Genomic DNA, 18202 nt, shown 5'->3' on the forward strand with positions numbered 1-18202 from the left:
GCCGTGCTCGACTTCATTTACTATCCGGTGTCCGGGATCCTGTGGGTCTGGCACAAGGTTTTCGGGGCGATTCCCTTCCTGGGACCGGACAGTGGCTTCACGTGGGCCCTCTCCGTGGTGTTCCTCGTTTTCACCTTGCGCGCCATCCTGTACAAGCCTTTCGTCAAGCAGGTGCGTACCACGCGCCAGATGCAGGAACTGCAACCGCAGATCAAGGCACTGCAGAAGAAGTACGCAGGTGACCGCCAGCGGCAGGCCGTCGAGATGCAGAAGCTCCAGAAGGAGCACGGATTCAACCCGATCATGGGCTGTCTACCCGTGCTTGCTCAGGCGCCTGTGTTCATCGGTCTGTTCCACGTTCTTCGGTCGTTCAACCGCACCGGCACCGGTTTCGGCCAGCTCGGCATGTCGGTCGAGGACAACGCGAACACGCCGAACTACTTCTTCAGCGTCGAGGACGTCCAGTCCTTCCTGAGTGCCCGACTTTTCGGTGCACCGATTTCGGCTGCGATCACCACCCCGTCGGATCAGCTCGAGGCGTTCGCGATCTACGGTCCGGTCCCGACCATGCTGAACATTGCAGCGGTCGCTATCCCGCTCATGGTCATCGCGAGCGTTGCGACGCACTTCAACTCCCGCGCCTCCGTCGCTCGACAGAGCCCTGAGGCCGCCGCGAACCCGCAGTCCGCGATCATGAACAAGCTTGCGCTGTGGATTTTCCCACTGGGCGTCCTTGTCGGTGGCCCCTTCCTCCCCATCGCAATCCTTCTCTACTGGGTCAGTAACAACATCTGGACCTACGCACAGCAGCACATCGTCTTCCGGAAGATCGATGCGGAAGAGGAAGAGAAGAAGCAGGCAGCGCTGGCTCGTCGAGCGGAGAACGCCCCGAAGCCCGGTGCACGCCCCAATCTTTCGAAGAAGAAGAAGGCTGCGGTAGACGGAGCCCCGGGCGAACCAGAGGTCGTCGACGGAGTGGTGGAAGACGACGCCTCCGAACAGCCGACGGGAACTGTGAGCGGTGACGGTTCACCGACGGGTACGTCGAAGCCGAAACCCGGTGCCCGACCTCAGACGAACCGCGGAAAGTCCCCTAAGCGCAAGCGGCGCTGATTCAGAAAAGAGAACGAGTATGGCTACTGAGCCTGACATCGCAGTGGACGGAGATGAGACAGACGTGACTGCTCCGACGCAGAACCCGGACACCGAGGTTGACTCCGATTCTGACGACTACCTCATCGAGGAAGGCGAGATCGCCGGCGACTACCTCGAGCAGCTCCTCGACGTGCTCGATTTCGATGGTGATATCGATCTGGACGTCGAAGGCGATCGAGCAGTCGTCAGTATCGACGGGGGTGACGATCTCACCAAGTTGGTCGGCCGCAAAGGTGAGGTACTCGACGCACTCCAGGAACTCACACGCCTTGCTGTGCAGCAGGCAACGGGTGAACGCAGCCGACTGATGCTGGACATCGCTGGTTGGCGTGCCGGGCGTCGCGCGGAACTCACCGAGTTGGGTGCGTCCGCAGCACGCCGCGTGCTCGAGACCGGCGAACGGGAGGAGCTCACTCCGATGACCCCGTTTGAGCGGAAGATCGTGCACGACGCTGTTGCCAAGGTCGCTGGGGTCTCCAGCGAGAGTGAGGGCGCCGAGCCGTCGCGTCGCGTAGTCGTGATCAAGGACTGACTCAGCACACTACATTTCGAAGGCGGGCCCAGGGATACCTTGGGCCCGCCTTCTCCGTTCCGGCAACGGTGGTCGGTGTCTCTCGTTTCACGTGAAACACACCAGCCCCTTCCCTCCCCCGGCCTGAGTCGTCGGCCGGACGGCAATGTGCCACAGTCACTCACTGCAAGACATGGTGATGATCCACGGCCCTCGCGCGTGCACTGGACGTGATGGCCTGGACGGCCGTCCGGACGGCTCGGTGGGAGGGAGGCGTCCGCGACTGCCGATTCTGCGAACTCCTCCTGGACCGGAACCGGTGAATCGTCCATTCGTCGAGTCGGCGTTTGTGGTCATCGCTCGACGAAGGATTGGTGCCACGCGCGTTAGGGCCTGGGGCCGAGCGACGTCGGTGGCGATACCGGCGAGAGACAGGCGTTCCGGTCGATTGAGTTTCGCTGCAGCGAGCTCGGCTACTTGCGCCGTGCCACACTTCCACCGAGGATGCCGACTGCGCACGACCGCGTGATCGTGATGCTCGTTTCGATCGAAGCGCGCGAAGGTGTGTGCCTGGAGCGTCGGAGGAGGCTGGTTTCGGTGCTGGCCTTTGGACCCAGCGGCGAGCGGTCGGCGGTCCGGGATTCCTTCGGTTCAGGTGAGACGGGCGGTGCCATTACGAAAATTGGCGAAATTTGGGGTCGGTTTCCGGCTATCCAACCACCCCTGGGAGTTTCGTCACTGTGATGATTCCGAGTCGCCCCTGTCGACGCGCCGCAATGGGCGCATCTCGGGATTCGTCAGGCAATCGGAGATGCAGCGATAGTGGCGGCAGCAGCGGCAGGATTGGATGGCGACGATATGACCCCTGTGTCGGCGGTCTCGTCAGCCGATCGGTTTAAAATGTATGTCGGCACCCGGGAGCGATGTTTCACGTGGAACCACCGATGGTGGCCGTTGATGATTCTCGGACTGACGCCGCACCAAGGGAGTTGCCCAACGGCCGCGTTCGAGAACGAGACCTCGGCCAACCCCCACACGTCGGCCGCCCTGTGGTGAATGCCTGAACTCGGGGCCACCTGCGCCGGCACAGAGGCGGGCGAGCTTCTTCGCGGTAGCTTTCAGGCCGCCGAACGGGTACATCGGTTTCCGGCAGCGCGCTCATTCCCGGCAGCGCGCCCAAATCGGGTGAAACCCTCACAGTTCGGAACGCAAGGTCCGCCGCAGCTAGTCAATGTTTCACGTGGAACCGGCGTCACTGCGTCCATCTGCGTCGAGGGCTGATGTTCGACGCAGAGATGCGCCGCGGGTCCTAATGGACTTCGCCGGGCCGGGCCGGGCGTGCGATCCGCAGTGAAGTCGGCGACGATCCCGAGAGCGTGTCCGCATGTTGCACGTGAAACACGAGCCGAGATATGGCCCGTTGGAGAAGCATGAAAGGGGGTCCGACGTGTGTCCGAGCGCCGGACACAACCCTCGGCAAGAAACCGCATCCCGAGCGCACACGGAAGCGGATGCCTCGCAAGAGGTCAACCTCTCGATCGTGGGGCAAGGCGGGAGCGCACGTTTCATTGCGTGCCCGCTGATCGTCTGTTGTCCGTCCGGTGGCGGGGTTTCGCCGACGGTGCCCCTCCCCTCCCCCACCGAGGGTGTGGCGGTCTAAACACTGTTCGGCGTTGCGGGTGGGTGTTAGGGGACGCAGTCGGGAATCAGGGCGGATAATGGAGAGGCTGAGTTTGTAGAAGATGAGCTCTTCGCGGGAGGATGTTTCACGTGGAACCGAATGGTGAGAAGCCGGCCGACTGGGACGAACAAGCGGCGGCTCGCCAGGTGTTCGGTGAACGATTCGACATCGCGGAGCGGTACTACAAGTCTCTGGCAAGTGACGGTGTAGAGCGTGGCCTGATCGGGCCACGAGAGGTTCCTCGGCTGTGGGAACGGCACCTTCTCAACTGTGCAGTGATCGGTGAGTTGATCGCTGAGGGCGAGTCCGTGGTGGATGTCGGGAGCGGAGCGGGATTGCCCGGTATTCCGTTGGCAATTGCCCGCCCTGACTTGCGGATCACATTGGTCGAGCCGCTGTTGCGACGGTCGGTGTATCTTGCGGAGTTCGTCGAATCCAACGGTCTGGATGTGTTGGTTGTCCGTGGTCGTGCGGAAGAGTCTGGCGTGGTGAAAGAAGCCGGTGGCGCGGATGTCGTCACATCGCGGGCAGTGGCACCGTTGGAGAAGTTGGCCAAGTGGTCGCTGCCGTTGATCCACGAGCATGGGAGAATGCTTGCACTGAAGGGTTCGAGCGCGGCCGACGAGATCGACCGCGACCGTGCCGCTTTGACTCGGCTGGGTGCTGGCAAGCTGGACATCGTGGAATGTGGAGTGGGTCTTCTTCCGGTTCCTACCGTGGTGGTTCGGGCAGAGCGTGTACCGAAACGCCGTCAGCGCCGATGAGACACTCGGGCGACGGATGCGGAGTGAGTATGTCGAGTAACGAGCGATTCCCAATCGAAGGAGTAATCAATGTCGGGTGGGCCTGAATCCGCCGTTTCACGTGAAACAGTTTCACGTGAAACCGAACATCGATCCGACCACGCGACGAGCTCGGGAAACGGAGACGACGGATTCACGGCTCCGTATAACGGCATCTCCGCCGAGGAGACTCCCATTGGCGCGGCCGCGCATAGAGCCAGTCAGGTACTCCACCCCCACTCCGTGACGCTACCCAAACCGCCGGAGCGCCGGATTCTCACAATCGCCAATCAGAAGGGCGGGGTCGGCAAGACCACCAGTGCGGTCAACCTCGCCTCCGCTCTCGCAGTGCAGGGCCTGACGGTCCTCGTGATCGACCTCGACCCCCAGGGAAATGCCAGCACCGCCCTCGGAGTGGCCCACCATTCGGGTATCCCGTCGAGCTACGAACTGCTCCTGGGTGAGGTGACCGCCGCCGAGGCGATCCAAACGAGCCCCCACAACGAGCGGCTCTTCTGCATCCCGGCGACTATCGACCTCGCCGGCGCCGAGATCGAGCTGGTGTCGATGGTGGCCCGCGAGGGCCGGCTGAAGGGGGCGCTGTCGGAAAAAGCGCTCCGAGATATCGACGCCGACTTCATCCTCATCGACTGCCCTCCATCGCTCGGCTTGCTGACGGTGAACGCGATGGTCGCGGCCAAGGAAGTTCTGATTCCGATCCAGTGCGAGTACTACGCGCTCGAAGGCGTCGGTCAATTGCTGCGGAACATCGAGTTGGTGCAAGCCCACCTCAACCCGGACCTGCATGTCTCGACCGTGCTACTGACGATGTATGACGGACGAACGAAGCTCGCCGACCAGGTGGCAGCGGAAGTCCGGTCCCACTTCGGAGACGCCGTCCTCCGCGCGGTCATCCCCCGAAGTGTGAAAGTCTCTGAAGCGCCCGGATACGGGATGACCGTGTTGGACTACGACCCCGGTTCACGTGGCGCGATGAGCTACCTCGACGCGGGACGTGAACTCGCAGCGCGCACAGCACAGATCACGAAGCAGGAGCAGAGATGAGTCAGACGCGTAAGGGTGGACTCGGCCGTGGATTGGCGGCGCTGATTCCGACCGGTCCCACGACGGCACCCGGACTGGGCACTGCTGCCGCCGATGTAGTGATCGGCACGGACAAGCGTCACATCCCCGCCCAGCCCACCCCGAACTCGTCGACATCACCTTCCGACAGCGACCGAGCCCCTGCATCCACGGGAAACAACGGCGATGGAGAGGTTACGAATGGGGCTGAACCCCTCCCCTCCCCCACCGGGGCGGTGTACCGGGAAATCGCCCCGAACCTGATCGTGCGCAACCCGAAGCAGCCGCGACAGGTCTTCGATGACGAGGCGCTGGCGGAACTAGTGCACTCCATCCGCGAGTTCGGTTTGATGCAGCCGATCGTGGTGCGCCCAGTCGAAGACGGCAAGTTTCAACTGGTCATGGGTGAGCGCCGCTGGCGGGCCGGCCAGGAAGCCGGACTCGACACGATCCCGGCCATCGTCCGTGAGACGGGTGACGACGCGATGCTCCGCGACGCCCTCCTTGAAAACATTCATCGGGTGCAGCTCAACCCGCTCGAAGAGGCGGCCGCCTATCAGCAGCTGCTCGAAGAGTTCGAGGTGACTCACGAGGAACTGGCCGCGAAGATCGGTCGGTCCCGCCCCGTGGTGACCAACATGATCCGCCTCCTCAAGCTTCCGATTCCCGTCCAGCGCCGCGTGGCCGCGGGAGTGCTGTCCGCAGGACACGCCCGTGCACTGCTGTCCCTCGAGGCCGGTGCCGACGCACAAGAGGTGATGGCTGCTCGAATCGTGGCGGAGGGCATGTCCGTCCGCGCCACGGAAGAGGCGGTCACCCTGGCGAACCGCAACGACGATCAGATCACGCCTCCGCAACGCCGGAAGCCGATCCAGATGCCCGGGCTTCAGGACGTGGCCGAGCGGCTGTCGGACTCCTTCGATACCAGGGTGACCGTCAGCCTCGGTAAGCGCAAAGGCAAGATCGTCGTCGAGTTCGGTTCGGTTGACGATCTGCAGCGAATTGTCGGAATGATGGAGGCGCAACGAGCCGATTCATGACCGTCCGGGCGAGGTAGAAGCACCCGCGGGTAATCCGTCACTGTGACAGCACCGGTGACAGCATCTCGAGGGCAGATCAGCGGGGACAACGAGCAGTGAAGATCAGAGGACAACACATGACTTGTAGTAGTGACATTTGGAGGCTGATCTAGCCAGTGTCGACTCACGTCACGTCGCTCACCCTCGACGGCCTGGACAAGCTCTCCGCCCACGCTCGTCGTTGCGTCTTCTGGGAGATGGATCCCGCGGCCATCCATAGTTCGCGTGGATTCTGTGACCAGGAATTCGAGAAGGAAGCCTGGCTGTCGATGGTCATGCTCGAGTGGGGTTCCTGCGGTCAGGTCGCCGTCATGGATGGAAAACCGGTCGGCAGCGCGCTATACGCTCCCCCACGCACCGTGCCTCGGGCGCAGCTTCTGCCGACTGCTCCGGTGGGTGCCGATGCCGTCCTTCTCACCAGCTTGCGACTCGAGCCCGCCGGGGAAGAACAAAATCTGGGTGCCACCCTCATTCAGGCGGTGGTCGCTGATCTGGTGAGGCGCGGTGTCCGCGCCCTGGAGGCCTTCGGTATTCGAGACGGTGGGTCGAGCGATACCGACCACTCCGGCATCGCATCGGCGACCGCGGCCATGGAATGCTCCCCCGCGGAATGCATGATTCCCGCGGAGTTTCTCGAAGACAATGGGTTCGAGATCGTCGCTCCACACCACCGGTTCCCTCGGCTGAGGCTCGAGTTGAATCGTGACCACGGGTGGAAGGAAGACGTGGAGGCTGCTCTGGAACGCCTGTTGCATACGGCATCGGTGAGCATGGTCGACATCGGTGAGCGCACCCCGGTCGGAGTGCGCTGACGGGTCAGGACCGTTCAGAAGAGGACAGTTCCTCGGCGAGCAGCTCGGCGAAGGTGAACGTACCGGTGGGCTGATCGTCCTGCCCGAGCAGGTACAGACGCTTCACCGAAATGAGGATGGCCTCCGCGATCGCGTCACGTGCCCGCGGATTGGACAGGACAGCAGCGTCGGACCGGTTGGTGAGATAGCCGAGATCGATCTGCACGGTCGGCATCTTGGTCAGGCGGAGCAGATCCCAGGTGCGTCCGTGCGTCCGGCAGTCCTGCAATGGGGTGCGCGCCACGATCTCCCGCTGGATGAAGCCCGTGAGAACCTGGCCGATCATCGACGTCGAACCGTGCGAGTTGCCGAAGTGGAAGCTTGCAACGCCGTTGGCAGCGGGGCTGGAGTTGCTGTCGCATCGCAGGGAGATCATGAGGTCGGCGTCGAAGGCATTCGACGTGGACGCGCGTTGGATGTCCGAAGGGTTCGCGTGATGCGGTCGGGACAGGAAGGTTTCCATCCCTGTCGCCGCCATCCGGCCTTCGAGCCGGCTGGCGAGATCCCAGAGGATGTCCGACTCCGAGATGGTGCCATACGGAGAATGGACGATCGTGCCGTAGGTGTCCCCACCGAGACCGGGGTCGATCACGATGCGCTTGCCGCTGAGCTGTGGACCGGAGCTGCGGACCATTTCTTCTTCGCTCATCGCGTGGGGCGAACCACCGGTGACCCGGGTACCGAGCAACTCGAGGGAACGGAGGGTGGCAGGGCCGCAGATTCCGTCGGCGGCGATCCCGATCTCCCGCTGGAACGACGACAGCGATTCGTGTGTCTGCGGTCCGAAGAATCCGTCGACCCGGCCGACGTAGAACCCGAGGTCCTGCAGCCGTGTCTGCAAGGTGGCGACATCGTCCCCGTACAGGGGTGCAGACAGTTGGTAGATCAGTGTGCGTGCGCCCAGGCGGTAGGACGCCTCTTTCATGGACCGATAGGTGGCCGGACCCACGACTCCGTCTACGAGGAGCCCACGTTGCTGCTGGAAGGCCCGTACGGCGCTGTCGAGGTGGTGGTCGAAGACGGCGTCGGGCGCAATCCAGTGCGAACCATTGTTGGTGTCGCGGCGAGTGTCGGCGATACCGTCGTGGAGGAACCCGAGACCGGCGAGAGTGCCCCGAATCTCAGCGACGGCCGGACCATGGTCGCCGTGACGGAGTCGGTGCATGTTCGGGCCTCTCAGTCTGATTCCACGGCCGTGTGTATCACTACAGCACAGCTCTCTACAAACGAGTCGATCGATGTGTCCCGCTCGCGGATGCGACAGGAGCACATCGATCGATTGTCTCAGAGATTCCCACAAAATCGGGAATCGGGCAGGCTGTTCAGGTGTCGATCAGAGAACGTCGGCCAGCTCTTTCAGCAGCGCAGCCTTGCCCTTCGTGCCGACGATGGTGTTGATCGGCTTGCCGTCCTTGAACAGGATCAGCGTGGGGATCGACATCACCTGGAAGTCGCGGGCGGCACCCGGATTCGCGTCGATGTCGAGCTTGGCGATCGTCAGCTTGTCGCTGTGCTCGCCGGCAATTTCCTCCAGCACCGGAGCGATCATCTTGCACGGGCCGCACCAGGTAGCCCAGAAATCGACGAGCACAGGCTTGTCGCTGCCCAGCACATCCTGTTGGAACGAATCATCGGTGATGGTGACGGTGTTCGACACGGGAAATCCCCTTACTCGACGGATAAAACTTGGACGATCGTGGACAACTCAGGCGTCGACCGGTGCACCGGCGGCCGCGATGGTGTTCGCGGTGATGTCGCCGCGCTCGGCGAGCCAACGCTCGGCGTCGATGGCCGCGGAACATCCGGTGCCGGCTGCGGTGATCGCCTGACGGTAGGTGTGGTCTACCAGGTCACCGGCAGCGAAGACGCCGTCCAGCGAGGTCGCGGTGGTCGGCGTCTGCACCCGTACGTAACCGGCCTCGTCGACGTCGACCTGACCCTTGACGAGTTCGCTGCGCGGGTCGTGGCCGATGGCCACGAACATTCCGGTGACGGGAAGCGTGGACTGCTCACCGGTGACGGTGTCGCGCACGACCAGACCGGTGACGCTGTTCTCGCCGAGCACCTCGATCGGTTCTGCGTTGGTGACGAACCGGATCTTCTCGTTCGACTTGGCGCGCTCGAGCATGATGCGGGAGGCCCGGAACTCCTCACGGCGGTGGACCACCGTGACACTGCGGGCGAACCTGGTGAGGAAGGTCGCTTCTTCCATTGCGGAGTCGCCACCACCGACGACCACGATGTCTTGGTCCTTGAAGAAGAAGCCATCACAGGTGGCGCAGGCGCTGACGCCGCGGCCCAGGAGCTTCTCCTCGCCGGGGATGCCGAGGTATCGGGCAGCCGCGCCCATTGCGAGTACGACCGCGTGTGCCTGGTAGGTCTCGCCACCGACGACGACCTTCTTGATCGGCCCGGTCAGATCGAGTTCCTCGACGTCCTCGGTACGGATGTCGGCGCCGAAGCGCTTGGCCTGCTCGCGCATCTCGTCCATCAGGTCGGGGCCCATGATTCCTTGCCGGAATCCGGGGAAGTTCTCGACCTCGGTCGTCGTCATCAGAGCACCGCCGAACTGGGTGCCCTCGAAGAGCAGCGGTTCGAGTTCCGCCCGCGCCGCGTAGACGGCTGCGGTATATCCGGCAGGTCCCGAACCAACGATGATGAGTTCATGAACCGTCGATGGAGTGGTCATGCGGGCCTTCCGATAGGGAGCGTGCACAGTCGAATTGATCAACACCAGACTAAAGGGTGTTGTTCCCGGACTGTAGGTGATACCTATCGCTCCCCCACGGGCCTCTGATCAGCGAAGAGTCTCCCGGATGACACAGCGGGTGCCGGTGTAGATGGTGGGCATGCATTTGTTGCAGTGAATGCACAGGCCTTCCGCTACGTGCTGATCGCGGAACTTGTTGACGAGGTCCGGGTCGCGGAGCAGTGCGCGGGCCATCGCTACGAACTCGAACCCTTCACCCAGTGCGGTGTCGATGGAGTCGAGTCTGTTGATTCCCCCGAGAAGAATCAAAGGCATGGACAGCGCTTCGCGGAACTGGCGAGCCATCGGCAGGAAGAACGCTTCTTCGAACGGGTAGGTCGGGAAGATGCGGGGTCCGTAGAGCTTCAGACCGTACCCGACCAATTTCGGTTGTGATGCAACGAATTCGGCCATCGGCACCTCTCCGCGGAAGAAGTACATTCCGTTGAGGAGGGAACTGCCGCCGGTGAGTTGCAGCGCGTCGAGATGCCCGTCCCGTTCGAGGAGTCGAGCGATGCGGAGGCTCTCGTCGAGCCACAATCCCTTGGGAACACCGTCCGTCATGTTGAACTTCGCGGTGACGGCGATCGTGTCGCCGACGGCGCGGCGTATCCGCTCGACCACGCGGCGTGGGAAGGCTGCCCGCCTTTCGGGGCTGCCCCCGTATTCGTCGGTTCGCTTGTTCAGGTTGGGGCTCATGAAGGAACTGAGCAGGTAATTGTGGCCGAGATGAACCTCGATGGCGTCGAAGCCGGCGTCGACGGCCGCCCGTGCAGCGTTCTCGAAGTCCGCGACGACCTGATCCAATTCGGTATGGGTGGCACCACGCACCAGTCCCATGGCGGGCGGACTCAGGCGCGTGGACGGGGCCAGCGTCTTCGTGCGGTTCGAGAGCGTGTTCGCGACCAGCCCGGCGTGCCCGATCTGCGCCGACACCAGCGCTCCTTCGGCATGGACGGCATCGGTGAGCCGCCGAAGTCCGGGAACAGTGGCCTTGTCGAGGACCAGGGTGTTGGCGTGAACCCGTCCGCCGGGTGAGACGGCGCAGTAGGCAACGGTGGTGAGCGCGGCGCCGCCACGGGCCACTTCGGCGTGGAATTCGACGAGCTTGTCGGTGACCTGCCCGCGAGGCATGACTCCTTCGAAGGTGGCGGCTTTCATGATGCGGTTGCGCAGGGTCAGGGGGCCGAGACGGGCGGGTTCCCAGATCGTGCGCCGGTCGGTCGGAGTGGTCATTGTGTCTGCCTTCGGGCGAGGAGGTGAGGGCTGCGATCAGGCGAACGTCGAGGCGAGGGCGTCTCGGGGCGGACGCCAATTCAGACCCAGTTCGTCGCGCGTGCGGCAGTCGTCGGTGGGAGTGGCCGAAGTGAGCAGCCAGGCGGCCTCGTAACTGAAGCCTGCGCTGACCGCGGTGTATTTGCCGACGGCATCGGCGAGCCGTCCCAGGAACCGCACAACTCCCCCGGGCAGCGGGATCCGGCGCAGTCGTCGTCCCGATGAATGTTCGAGGATGTCGATGAGGTGATTGAACTCGATCAGCTCGCCGCCGCAGACGTAACGCCGAGGTCCGCGGCCGGGCTGCATTACGGCGGCATGGACATCGGCAACATCGCGCACGTCGATCATCTGCATGCCGCCGCTGAACCGCGGAGCTACCCCGCTGCCCAGTAGGACGGCCCAACCCTGTTCGGTAACACCTTTGGTGCCTTCGAGGCCGGGACCGACCACACTGGTGGGATAGGTGATGACGACCGGTGCTCCGGCGTCCTGCAGAGCACGGGCGACGCGATCGGCGGCCGCCTTCGTCCGCCCGTACGCGCTGCGTCCCGCCGCGGTAGGACTGTCGGGCCCGATCACGGGATCAGGGGACGGAAACAGCGCGCTGAAACTCGCGACATGAACGATCGGGTCGAGACCGAGGAAGGCGGCTCGGACGAGAATGGCGGCGGTGGCCTGAGCGTTGACCTCCCACATCAGTTGCTCACGCCGGTCGTCCGTGCCCACGACCCCTGCACCGTGCAGAAGTGCGTCACACCCGTCGAGCAGCTGGTCGATGGACGTTCGGTCGCGGACGTCCCCGACTACGACTTCGATCCGAGCCGAGGCGTCCCCCGCCGACGTCACCACAGCGTCGATCGACTCGTGTGGAAGGACGAGCAGGCGGACGGTGTGGCCGTCGGCGAGCAGCGCCAGGGTCGTGTGAGCGCCGACGTAACCGGTGCCGCCCGTGACCGCAATCTTCATGTGCCCGTCCTGTCGAATTACGATGCCAGTGGTCTCGTATTAGGTACGATATAGCGAGGACGGCGCTTTTGTCCCACAATTCGAGCTGATGAATGCCACCGGAACAGGACGACCCCGTGACCCGCGCATCGACACCGACGTGCTGGCCGTGGCCCGCGCGATGCTCGTCGAGTCCGGGTGGGAGCAACTGAGCATGCGGGCGATCGCCACCCGTTCCGGGGTGAGCAGGGCGTCGATTACCAGGCGGTGGCCGTCCAAGGCGCATCTCGTGCTCGACGCCATTCTCGGTGCCACCCCCGACCTGACGCCGTTCGAGGGCACCGATCGGGAAGGCTGGATTCGGTGGGTCGTGACCGGCAGTGCCGAGCTGTTCGCACGGCCTGAGGTTCGCGCGGCAACTCCCGGCCTCCTCGCCGCGATCCGGGATCACGCCGAACTGCGTAATGCCTTGTGGCAGGGGTTCAGCAGGCCCAGCACCCGCCTGTTCGACGGTGATCAGGCTGAGGCGAGCACCGCAAAGGCCCTTCTCGTCCTCGCTGCTGGTGCCGCGATGTTCGCGAGTCTGATCGCCGTGGAGGACGACACGCCCGAGTTGCGTGCCAAAATTCTCGAACTACTCGTTCCGTCTGCGCACGGCACGACCTGATTCGTTGTCGCTCAACCGATATCGGTGACCGACATGGTGGCCGGATTCGTGGCACTGCAACTGTTTCCCACAACCAGAGCGGTGATCTGCGGTGGCTGAGGCCCGGCAAGAAGGAGGAGTACTCCGGGGGCGCCGTCGAGCCGCACTTCCCCCGACCCCAGGAGCGTACGAGACGGCTCGATTCCGTTCGCGCGCAAGCACTCTGCGAGGACTTCCGGGTTCTCGAGCGCGCCCAGTCGGCGGGATCCGATCACGGTGAGGAGACGCGCGGCGTCGAGGTCGGCGTCCAGCTCGAGAACCGCTGGACCAGATGAAGTTTCGGAGGTGCTCGGAGAAGCAATCGGCGGATCGGTGGGATTGCTCGTCGGCGTGACGACAGCGACCGCCACCACGACCGCAGCGGCCGCGGCCAGTGCGCCGCCCGCCACAGCCGCCCACCTTCTGCGCCGCGCGAGGGGCACCACTCGAGAGACCGAGGACTCCCTTTCCTCCGCGAGTGCCCGAGTGATGCGGTCGGCCACGTCGTCGGGAATCGGTGACGCGACGGAATGGTCGCGGCCCAGTGCCCCTAGCTGCTCGGTGACCCTGTCGAGCGCGGAAATGACCTCCATAGCTTGTGGATCGTTCCGCACCAGGGGCCAGAGGCGCTCACTCACGGACTCGGGCAGCACTCCGGCGTGAAGATCGGACAGCAGATCGGCGGAGTACGGCGGAGCCGGCAACTCACCCGAAGAGCCGACATCATCAGTGGCCATGACACCTCCTCACCGATTCCGCTCGGTCCCGACCGGCCGGACAGTCCTGCGCTCCTATAAGAGTTTGACGCCACAGGATCATGATCGGTTCCCCTCGTCCCGGAAATATTCGAGAGAAGCGGCCAGCTTCTTGCGGCCACGCGCGCATCGACTCTTCACCGTGCCCTCCGGAACACCGAGCAGCCTGGCGGCTTCACTGGTCGAGTGACCCTCGAGGTCTACCGCCACGATCGCGGTCCGCTGGTCCGGCGGCAGCTGCGCCAATGCACGATCGACTACCAGGCTCATCTCGAGCTCGGCGACCCGATCGCGGACGTCCCGGGGCTCGTCGTCCTCGTCGGCCGACAGTGACACCGCAGGGCGGGCCTTGTTCCGGCGGATGCGGTCGAGGCAGGCATTGACGACGATCGTGTGCAACCAGCTCCGGACCGCGGCATCGCGTCGGAAGGAGCCCGCATTGCGGTGTGCCGACAGCAATGCCTCCTGTAGTGCGTCCGCGGCATCCTCGCGCGTGTAGCTGGTGCGCGTCGCGACGTGCCACAGGTGGTCGTAATGGCGACCGAGCAACGTCGCAAAGGCGTGTGGATCACCGGCGACATGCGCAGCGAGCAACTCGACATCCGAGGGTCCGCCCTCGGCGACCCCCCGGAAGATGCGCACCGGCGGATGTTAGCTCAGAACGCCGGGCCACGAGCAGCGGGAGCCGATTACGTCGTGGCGTTGAATCCCACGTCTGCGATGGAGGATTGGTTCTTGCCCCCGGAAGTGCTGAGGCCGGTGATCCAGACCAGGACGTTGGTGGTGGGCGCCTCCGATGTCACGGGGATTTCGGTGACACCGCTACCGAGCACCTGCGAGCCGATGACCTGGGTCTGGTCAAGGGTGGGCTCCTCCGAGGGGGCGCTCCGAATCTCGACCTTGGTGCCGGGCGTCGGCGAGTTGATCCACACGCTGGACAGGTTGGCCGGCTCGTCCAAGGTGATCATCAGGCCGACACCGTTCTTCAGTGCCGGGAACGGCTGGAAGTAGGAGTCGGTACTCCACACGGTGGCGGTGTTGCCGTCGATGGCGAGCCGGGCATTGGCAGCGGAGTCGGGTGTGCCCTGCGGCGAGAACACGGTGGCCGACGCGGGGGTGACCGGTGCGACGTTGGCCGGCGGTGCCGGTGCAGCGGGAGCGGCGGCGCCCGGAGGCGGCTCGGCGGAGGTGGTGAGGCCGAAGTCCTGCTCGGTGAGCGGAGCATCCGAACTGCTTCCGGTCAAGAACGTGGCAAGCCAGAAACCGAGCAGAGCCAACACGATGATGGTCACGACCCCGAGTCCGACGAGGGCGGCGAGCATCCTGTTGGACTTCTTCTTCTCCGCCTCGATGGCTTCGGGGTCGGCGAGCTCATGCCCGGATACGCCGGGCGTGCGCTGTCCGAGCCGCAGGGCGGGGATCAGTTCGGTTTTCTCGTTGATGACCGACGCCTGGTCGAGAATGTGCTGGACCGTGGCGGCTGTGCGGATGCCCCCGTTCGGCTCCAGCGAGCGCAGCGCGACCGCCGAGATTTCGAAGGGGACTTCCGGGCGAATGACCCGGGGGCCGATGGGTTGGCCGTTGGAGTCGCGGTCGGCCAGCCGCATGCCACCGACACTTCCCGGCCGATGGGTGGCGTCGCCTGCCGGTGCGGAGGGATCGCCGAGAGGCCAGCGGGCGGTGATGAGCGCGTAGAGCATGGCGCCCAGACCGCGTACGTCGGAACTGGAGTCGGAATCGGCGAGGGTGGCCGGGAAGGCCAGGACGGCGTCGCCGTTGATGCTGATCCGGATGCGGTCGGGGTGATCGATGGAGAGCGCCCCACCGGCCCGATGCGCCGTCTCCGCTGCTGCGGCGAGTGCCCGGATTGCTTTGGCGGCGCCGATCGGAGAGGGCTTGGTGTCGGCCATCTCCCGCAACGAACGTCCGGGCGTCCACTCGGCGACGACGATGCCGCCCGAGCTGCCACGCACCACGTCGAGAACCCGGGCGAGGCCGGGCGAGTTGATGCGACCCAGGCGCAGCGTGCGGGACAGGATCGCTTGCGGTCCTTCGGGTCCGGCCGAGGTGGAACGCTGTTCGGCGTCGACGAAGGTGAGAGCGACCTCACGGTCGAGCTTGACGTCGAGGGCCTGCCAGAACTGCAGGCCCCGGGACCCACCGTGCGGTGTGAGCAGGCGGTAACGGCCACCGGCGACGGAGGCGCCCGGAATCAGCTTGGGGCCGCGGGGAATAGGACGCGGGCCGGCGCCTCGATCACGACCGGGTCCGGGAGTGATCGGAATCACGCCGGTGTCGAAACTGGTGTCTTGGCCCGCTGCTGAACCCGTCGGCCGGGGGTCCTTGCGCGCGGGACCGCCTGCATCGAAGGAGGCAGTCTCGGCCTGAACGGCAGTCTTATCCGGAACGGCAGTGTCGGCCGACGCAGCAGAGCCGGCGACGTTCGGCCTAGCCGTGCCGTTCGCCGGTGGCGTCGTGGAGCCGGCGTCGGCGGTGGTCGCCTGGTCCGACTTGGTCTTCGGATTGCCGGAAGTTGCGGGCTCCGATTCGATTCGGGTGGTGGGGGCGTCGACGCCATTCGACGAAGCAGCCGAATTTCGTTCGGACGCTTGCACCGTAGAACCTCCGGCTCGCTTGCTGCCGGCCACGTCGTCGTCGCTCACCCTCACTCCTTCATTTTCGAATGCCCAACTCCGACCCGTACCGGGCGGCGATCCGACCCGCTCGTGTCCAGGGTACGGGAGACCACCGGGTCGTTCGATACCACGCGGGCGACCACCGAAGTCGCGCGGTGTGGCGCGGACCACGGGAATCAGTTCTGTTTGGGCGTCGGCGAGCGGGTCGGGCTCGGGTTCCGGTTCACCGCCGCGACCGCGCAATGCCCGGATCTTGCGTGTGACGGCGACCGTGATCGACATGATTTCGGGGACCTTCGCGAACCAGAGAATGACGAAGGTGACACCGAGCATCAAGATCCCGCTGATCGCGACTCGGGCCAGGGAACCCGGGCCGCCGAACAATGTGGTGAGACGGTCCAGTTGCAGGAGGCGTTCGGCGCCGAGCATGGCGAGTGCGCCCGCGAGGGAGGCGAGCACCACCACCCACACGGTTTTCCCGACGTTGGCCATTTGGAGGTTTCCGAGGCTGCGGTGCAGGAGATACCCACCGATGAGTGCACCGGTGATGTACCCGATGCCGTTCGCGGCGCCCAGCAGGATCACCACCTGGTCGTCGCTCGAGGCGATGAGGGGGGTGAGTGCGGAGAGTGCGATCTTCACCGCAGTGATGCCGAGGACGATCCAGGTGGGAGTCCAGGCGCGTTCACGGGCGTAGAAGACGCGGAGCTGGATGAGGACGAGGGAGTACGGGATGAGTGTGAAGGCGGACCAACTGACGGCCTGGCCGAGACGCCCTGCGTCACCCGTACCGAAGTTGCCGTACCCGTACAGGGCCTGCCCGACCTCGGGTCCCGCGAAGGTGAGGAAGGTGATGATCGGGACCAGCGAGATCATTGTCAGACGCGTCGCCACCGAGAGGTCGTCGACGACGGCGGGGGTGTCGTCGGCGGCGGCGTTGCGGCTGAGCCGCGGCATGATCGCGGTGAGCACGGTGACACCGAGCACGCCGTACGGCAGCTGCAGCAGGAGCCACGCGTTGTTGTAGATCGCGGGACCCGACGCGTCCGCGTGGGACGAAATGCGGGTGGCGACGATCATGCCCGCCTGGCTGATCAGCACGTACAGGATGATGGCGACGGCCATCCCACCGAACTGCTTGAGCCGGTCGTCGAGGCCCCACAGCGGCTTCAACGAGATGCCTTCGCGCCGGATCGCAGGCACGAGGCTGGCGGCCTGCACCACGACACCGAGGGTGACACCTACGCCGAGGACCAGCAGTTTCGGGTCGCTCATCCGCACCGGGTCGAGGGTGATTTCGCCCGGCATCGCGTAGTAGATCACCAGCACGGTGAGCATCACGACGTTGTTGAGCACCGGGGCCCAAGCGCCGGGTTTGAACACCTGCCTGGTGTTGAGAATTGCGGTGAGCAGGGCAGAGAGCCCGTAGAAGAGAATCGCCGGCAGGAGGAGAAACGACAGAGCTGTGGTGAGGGACGTGTTGACCTTGCCGTCGTCGGACAGGAACACGTGGGTGGTGAGCACCGGTGCGGCCGCGGTGGCGAGCAACGCTGCCGTTCCGAGGAGCACACAGGTGGCCGTGAACAGGCGGCGCACGAAGGCGGCACCGTTGTCCGGGTCCTCACGTTCCGCGCGGACCAGCACGGGCACGACGATGGCGGTCAGCACCGCGCCGAGCACCAGCTCGGAAATCATGTTCGGGATCTGGCTGGCGACGGTGAACGAGCTGGCCACCGAGCCGCCGAGCAACGTCAGGACCAGCAGTTGCTTGGCAAATCCGGTGATGCGGCTGACGAGCGTCGCCACCGCGATCGAGCCGGTGGATGCGAGGAGGCGGGAGTTGCTCTGTTTCTGCGGTGCCGTCGACGGTCCCGAGTCCCGGACCGGCGGCGGCGGGGGGTCGACCCGGATGGCCGCGAACTGCACCGTCGGTGCCTCGTCCGGTCGAATCTCCCGTGCCCAGTGGTCCCGCTCCCACGGTGCGACCCGGGGATGCGAGCGATCGGGAAGCC

At 64.8% G+C, this 18202-nt stretch carries 15 protein-coding genes; 7 read left to right on the top strand and 8 right to left on the bottom strand.

All coding sequences use genetic code 11. The features are described 5' to 3' along the window. Positions 1–3: 3 nt before the first annotated feature. The 6 genes from yidC to JQT59_RS06515 all read left to right on the top strand — a co-directional run bounded on the left by yidC (position 4) and on the right by JQT59_RS06515 (position 7103). The gene (gene yidC, locus JQT59_RS06490) at positions 4–1113 is read left to right on the top strand and encodes a membrane protein insertase YidC (protein ID WP_213575435.1); all 1110 of its coding nucleotides are present in this window, start codon (positions 4–6) and stop codon (positions 1111–1113) included. A 19-nt stretch (positions 1114–1132) separates the two neighbouring features. Beyond that, entirely contained in the window at positions 1133–1687 is a 555-nt protein-coding gene (locus JQT59_RS06495; RefSeq protein WP_109334759.1) for a Jag family protein, read from the top strand. A gap of 1740 nt (positions 1688–3427) precedes the next feature. Beyond that, positions 3428–4111, top strand: a complete 684-nt coding sequence (gene rsmG / locus JQT59_RS06500; RefSeq protein WP_213575436.1) for a 16S rRNA (guanine(527)-N(7))-methyltransferase RsmG — start codon at positions 3428–3430, stop codon at positions 4109–4111. 69 nt (positions 4112–4180) lie between these two features. Continuing rightward, a complete protein-coding gene (locus JQT59_RS06505; RefSeq protein ID WP_159926747.1) occupies positions 4181–5194 on the top strand; it encodes a ParA family protein in 1014 nt (337 codons plus the stop codon). Continuing rightward, entirely contained in the window at positions 5191–6252 is a 1062-nt protein-coding gene (locus JQT59_RS06510; protein ID WP_213575437.1) for a ParB/RepB/Spo0J family partition protein, read from the top strand. The genes JQT59_RS06505 and JQT59_RS06510 overlap by 4 nt, the downstream gene beginning before the upstream one ends. Positions 6253–6407: 155 nt before the next feature. Next, positions 6408–7103, top strand: a complete 696-nt coding sequence (locus JQT59_RS06515) for a GNAT family N-acetyltransferase (protein WP_213575438.1) — start codon at positions 6408–6410, stop codon at positions 7101–7103. Positions 7104–7107: 4 nt separating this feature from the next. Here the strand turns inward: JQT59_RS06515 and JQT59_RS06520 are convergent, their stop codons facing one another. The 5 genes from JQT59_RS06520 to JQT59_RS06540 form a co-directional block, all read right to left on the bottom strand. Continuing rightward, complete coding sequence (locus tag JQT59_RS06520; RefSeq protein ID WP_213575439.1) at positions 7108–8307, bottom strand: N-acetylmuramoyl-L-alanine amidase; 1200 nt, start codon at positions 8305–8307, stop codon at positions 7108–7110. Positions 8308–8475: 168 nt separating this feature from the next. After that, a complete protein-coding gene (trxA, locus tag JQT59_RS06525; protein WP_109334752.1) occupies positions 8476–8799 on the bottom strand; it encodes a thioredoxin in 324 nt (107 codons plus the stop codon). A 48-nt stretch (positions 8800–8847) separates the two neighbouring features. Next, positions 8848–9831, bottom strand: a complete 984-nt coding sequence (gene trxB, locus JQT59_RS06530; RefSeq protein ID WP_213575440.1) for a thioredoxin-disulfide reductase — start codon at positions 9829–9831, stop codon at positions 8848–8850. A gap of 108 nt (positions 9832–9939) precedes the next feature. Continuing rightward, positions 9940–11127 carry a 4,4'-dithiodibutanoate disulfide reductase gene (nox, locus tag JQT59_RS06535; RefSeq protein WP_213575441.1) on the bottom strand — a complete coding sequence of 396 codons (1188 nt, stop codon included), beginning with the start codon at positions 11125–11127 and terminating at the stop codon, positions 9940–9942. Between the two features lie 36 nt (positions 11128–11163). After that, positions 11164–12135 carry an SDR family NAD(P)-dependent oxidoreductase gene (locus tag JQT59_RS06540; protein ID WP_213575442.1) on the bottom strand — a complete coding sequence of 324 codons (972 nt, stop codon included), beginning with the start codon at positions 12133–12135 and terminating at the stop codon, positions 11164–11166. Between the two features lie 88 nt (positions 12136–12223). Between JQT59_RS06540 and JQT59_RS06545 the strand changes: the two genes are divergently transcribed. Then, a complete protein-coding gene (locus tag JQT59_RS06545; protein ID WP_213575443.1) occupies positions 12224–12781 on the top strand; it encodes a TetR/AcrR family transcriptional regulator in 558 nt (185 codons plus the stop codon). 11 nt (positions 12782–12792) lie between these two features. Here JQT59_RS06545 and JQT59_RS06550 read toward each other — a convergent pair whose 3' ends face one another. From JQT59_RS06550 to murJ, 3 genes are all read right to left on the bottom strand, one after another. Beyond that, positions 12793–13536: an RsmA family anti-sigma factor gene (locus JQT59_RS06550; RefSeq protein WP_213575444.1), complete on the bottom strand. Its 744-nt coding sequence runs from the start codon at positions 13534–13536 to the stop codon at positions 12793–12795. Between the two features lie 78 nt (positions 13537–13614). Continuing rightward, positions 13615–14196 (bottom strand): RNA polymerase sigma factor SigM, encoded by a 582-nt coding sequence (sigM, locus tag JQT59_RS06555; protein WP_213575445.1) that lies wholly within the window; start codon positions 14194–14196, stop codon positions 13615–13617. Between the two features lie 47 nt (positions 14197–14243). Continuing rightward, a complete protein-coding gene (gene murJ, locus JQT59_RS06560) occupies positions 14244–18116 on the bottom strand; it encodes a murein biosynthesis integral membrane protein MurJ (RefSeq protein WP_213577459.1) in 3873 nt (1290 codons plus the stop codon). Positions 18117–18202: the final 86 nt, after the last annotated feature.

The organism is Rhodococcus sp. USK13 (assembly GCF_018343855.1).
In the GTDB taxonomy this organism is placed as follows: Bacteria; Actinomycetota; Actinomycetes; order Mycobacteriales; family Mycobacteriaceae; genus Rhodococcus_F; species Rhodococcus_F oxybenzonivorans.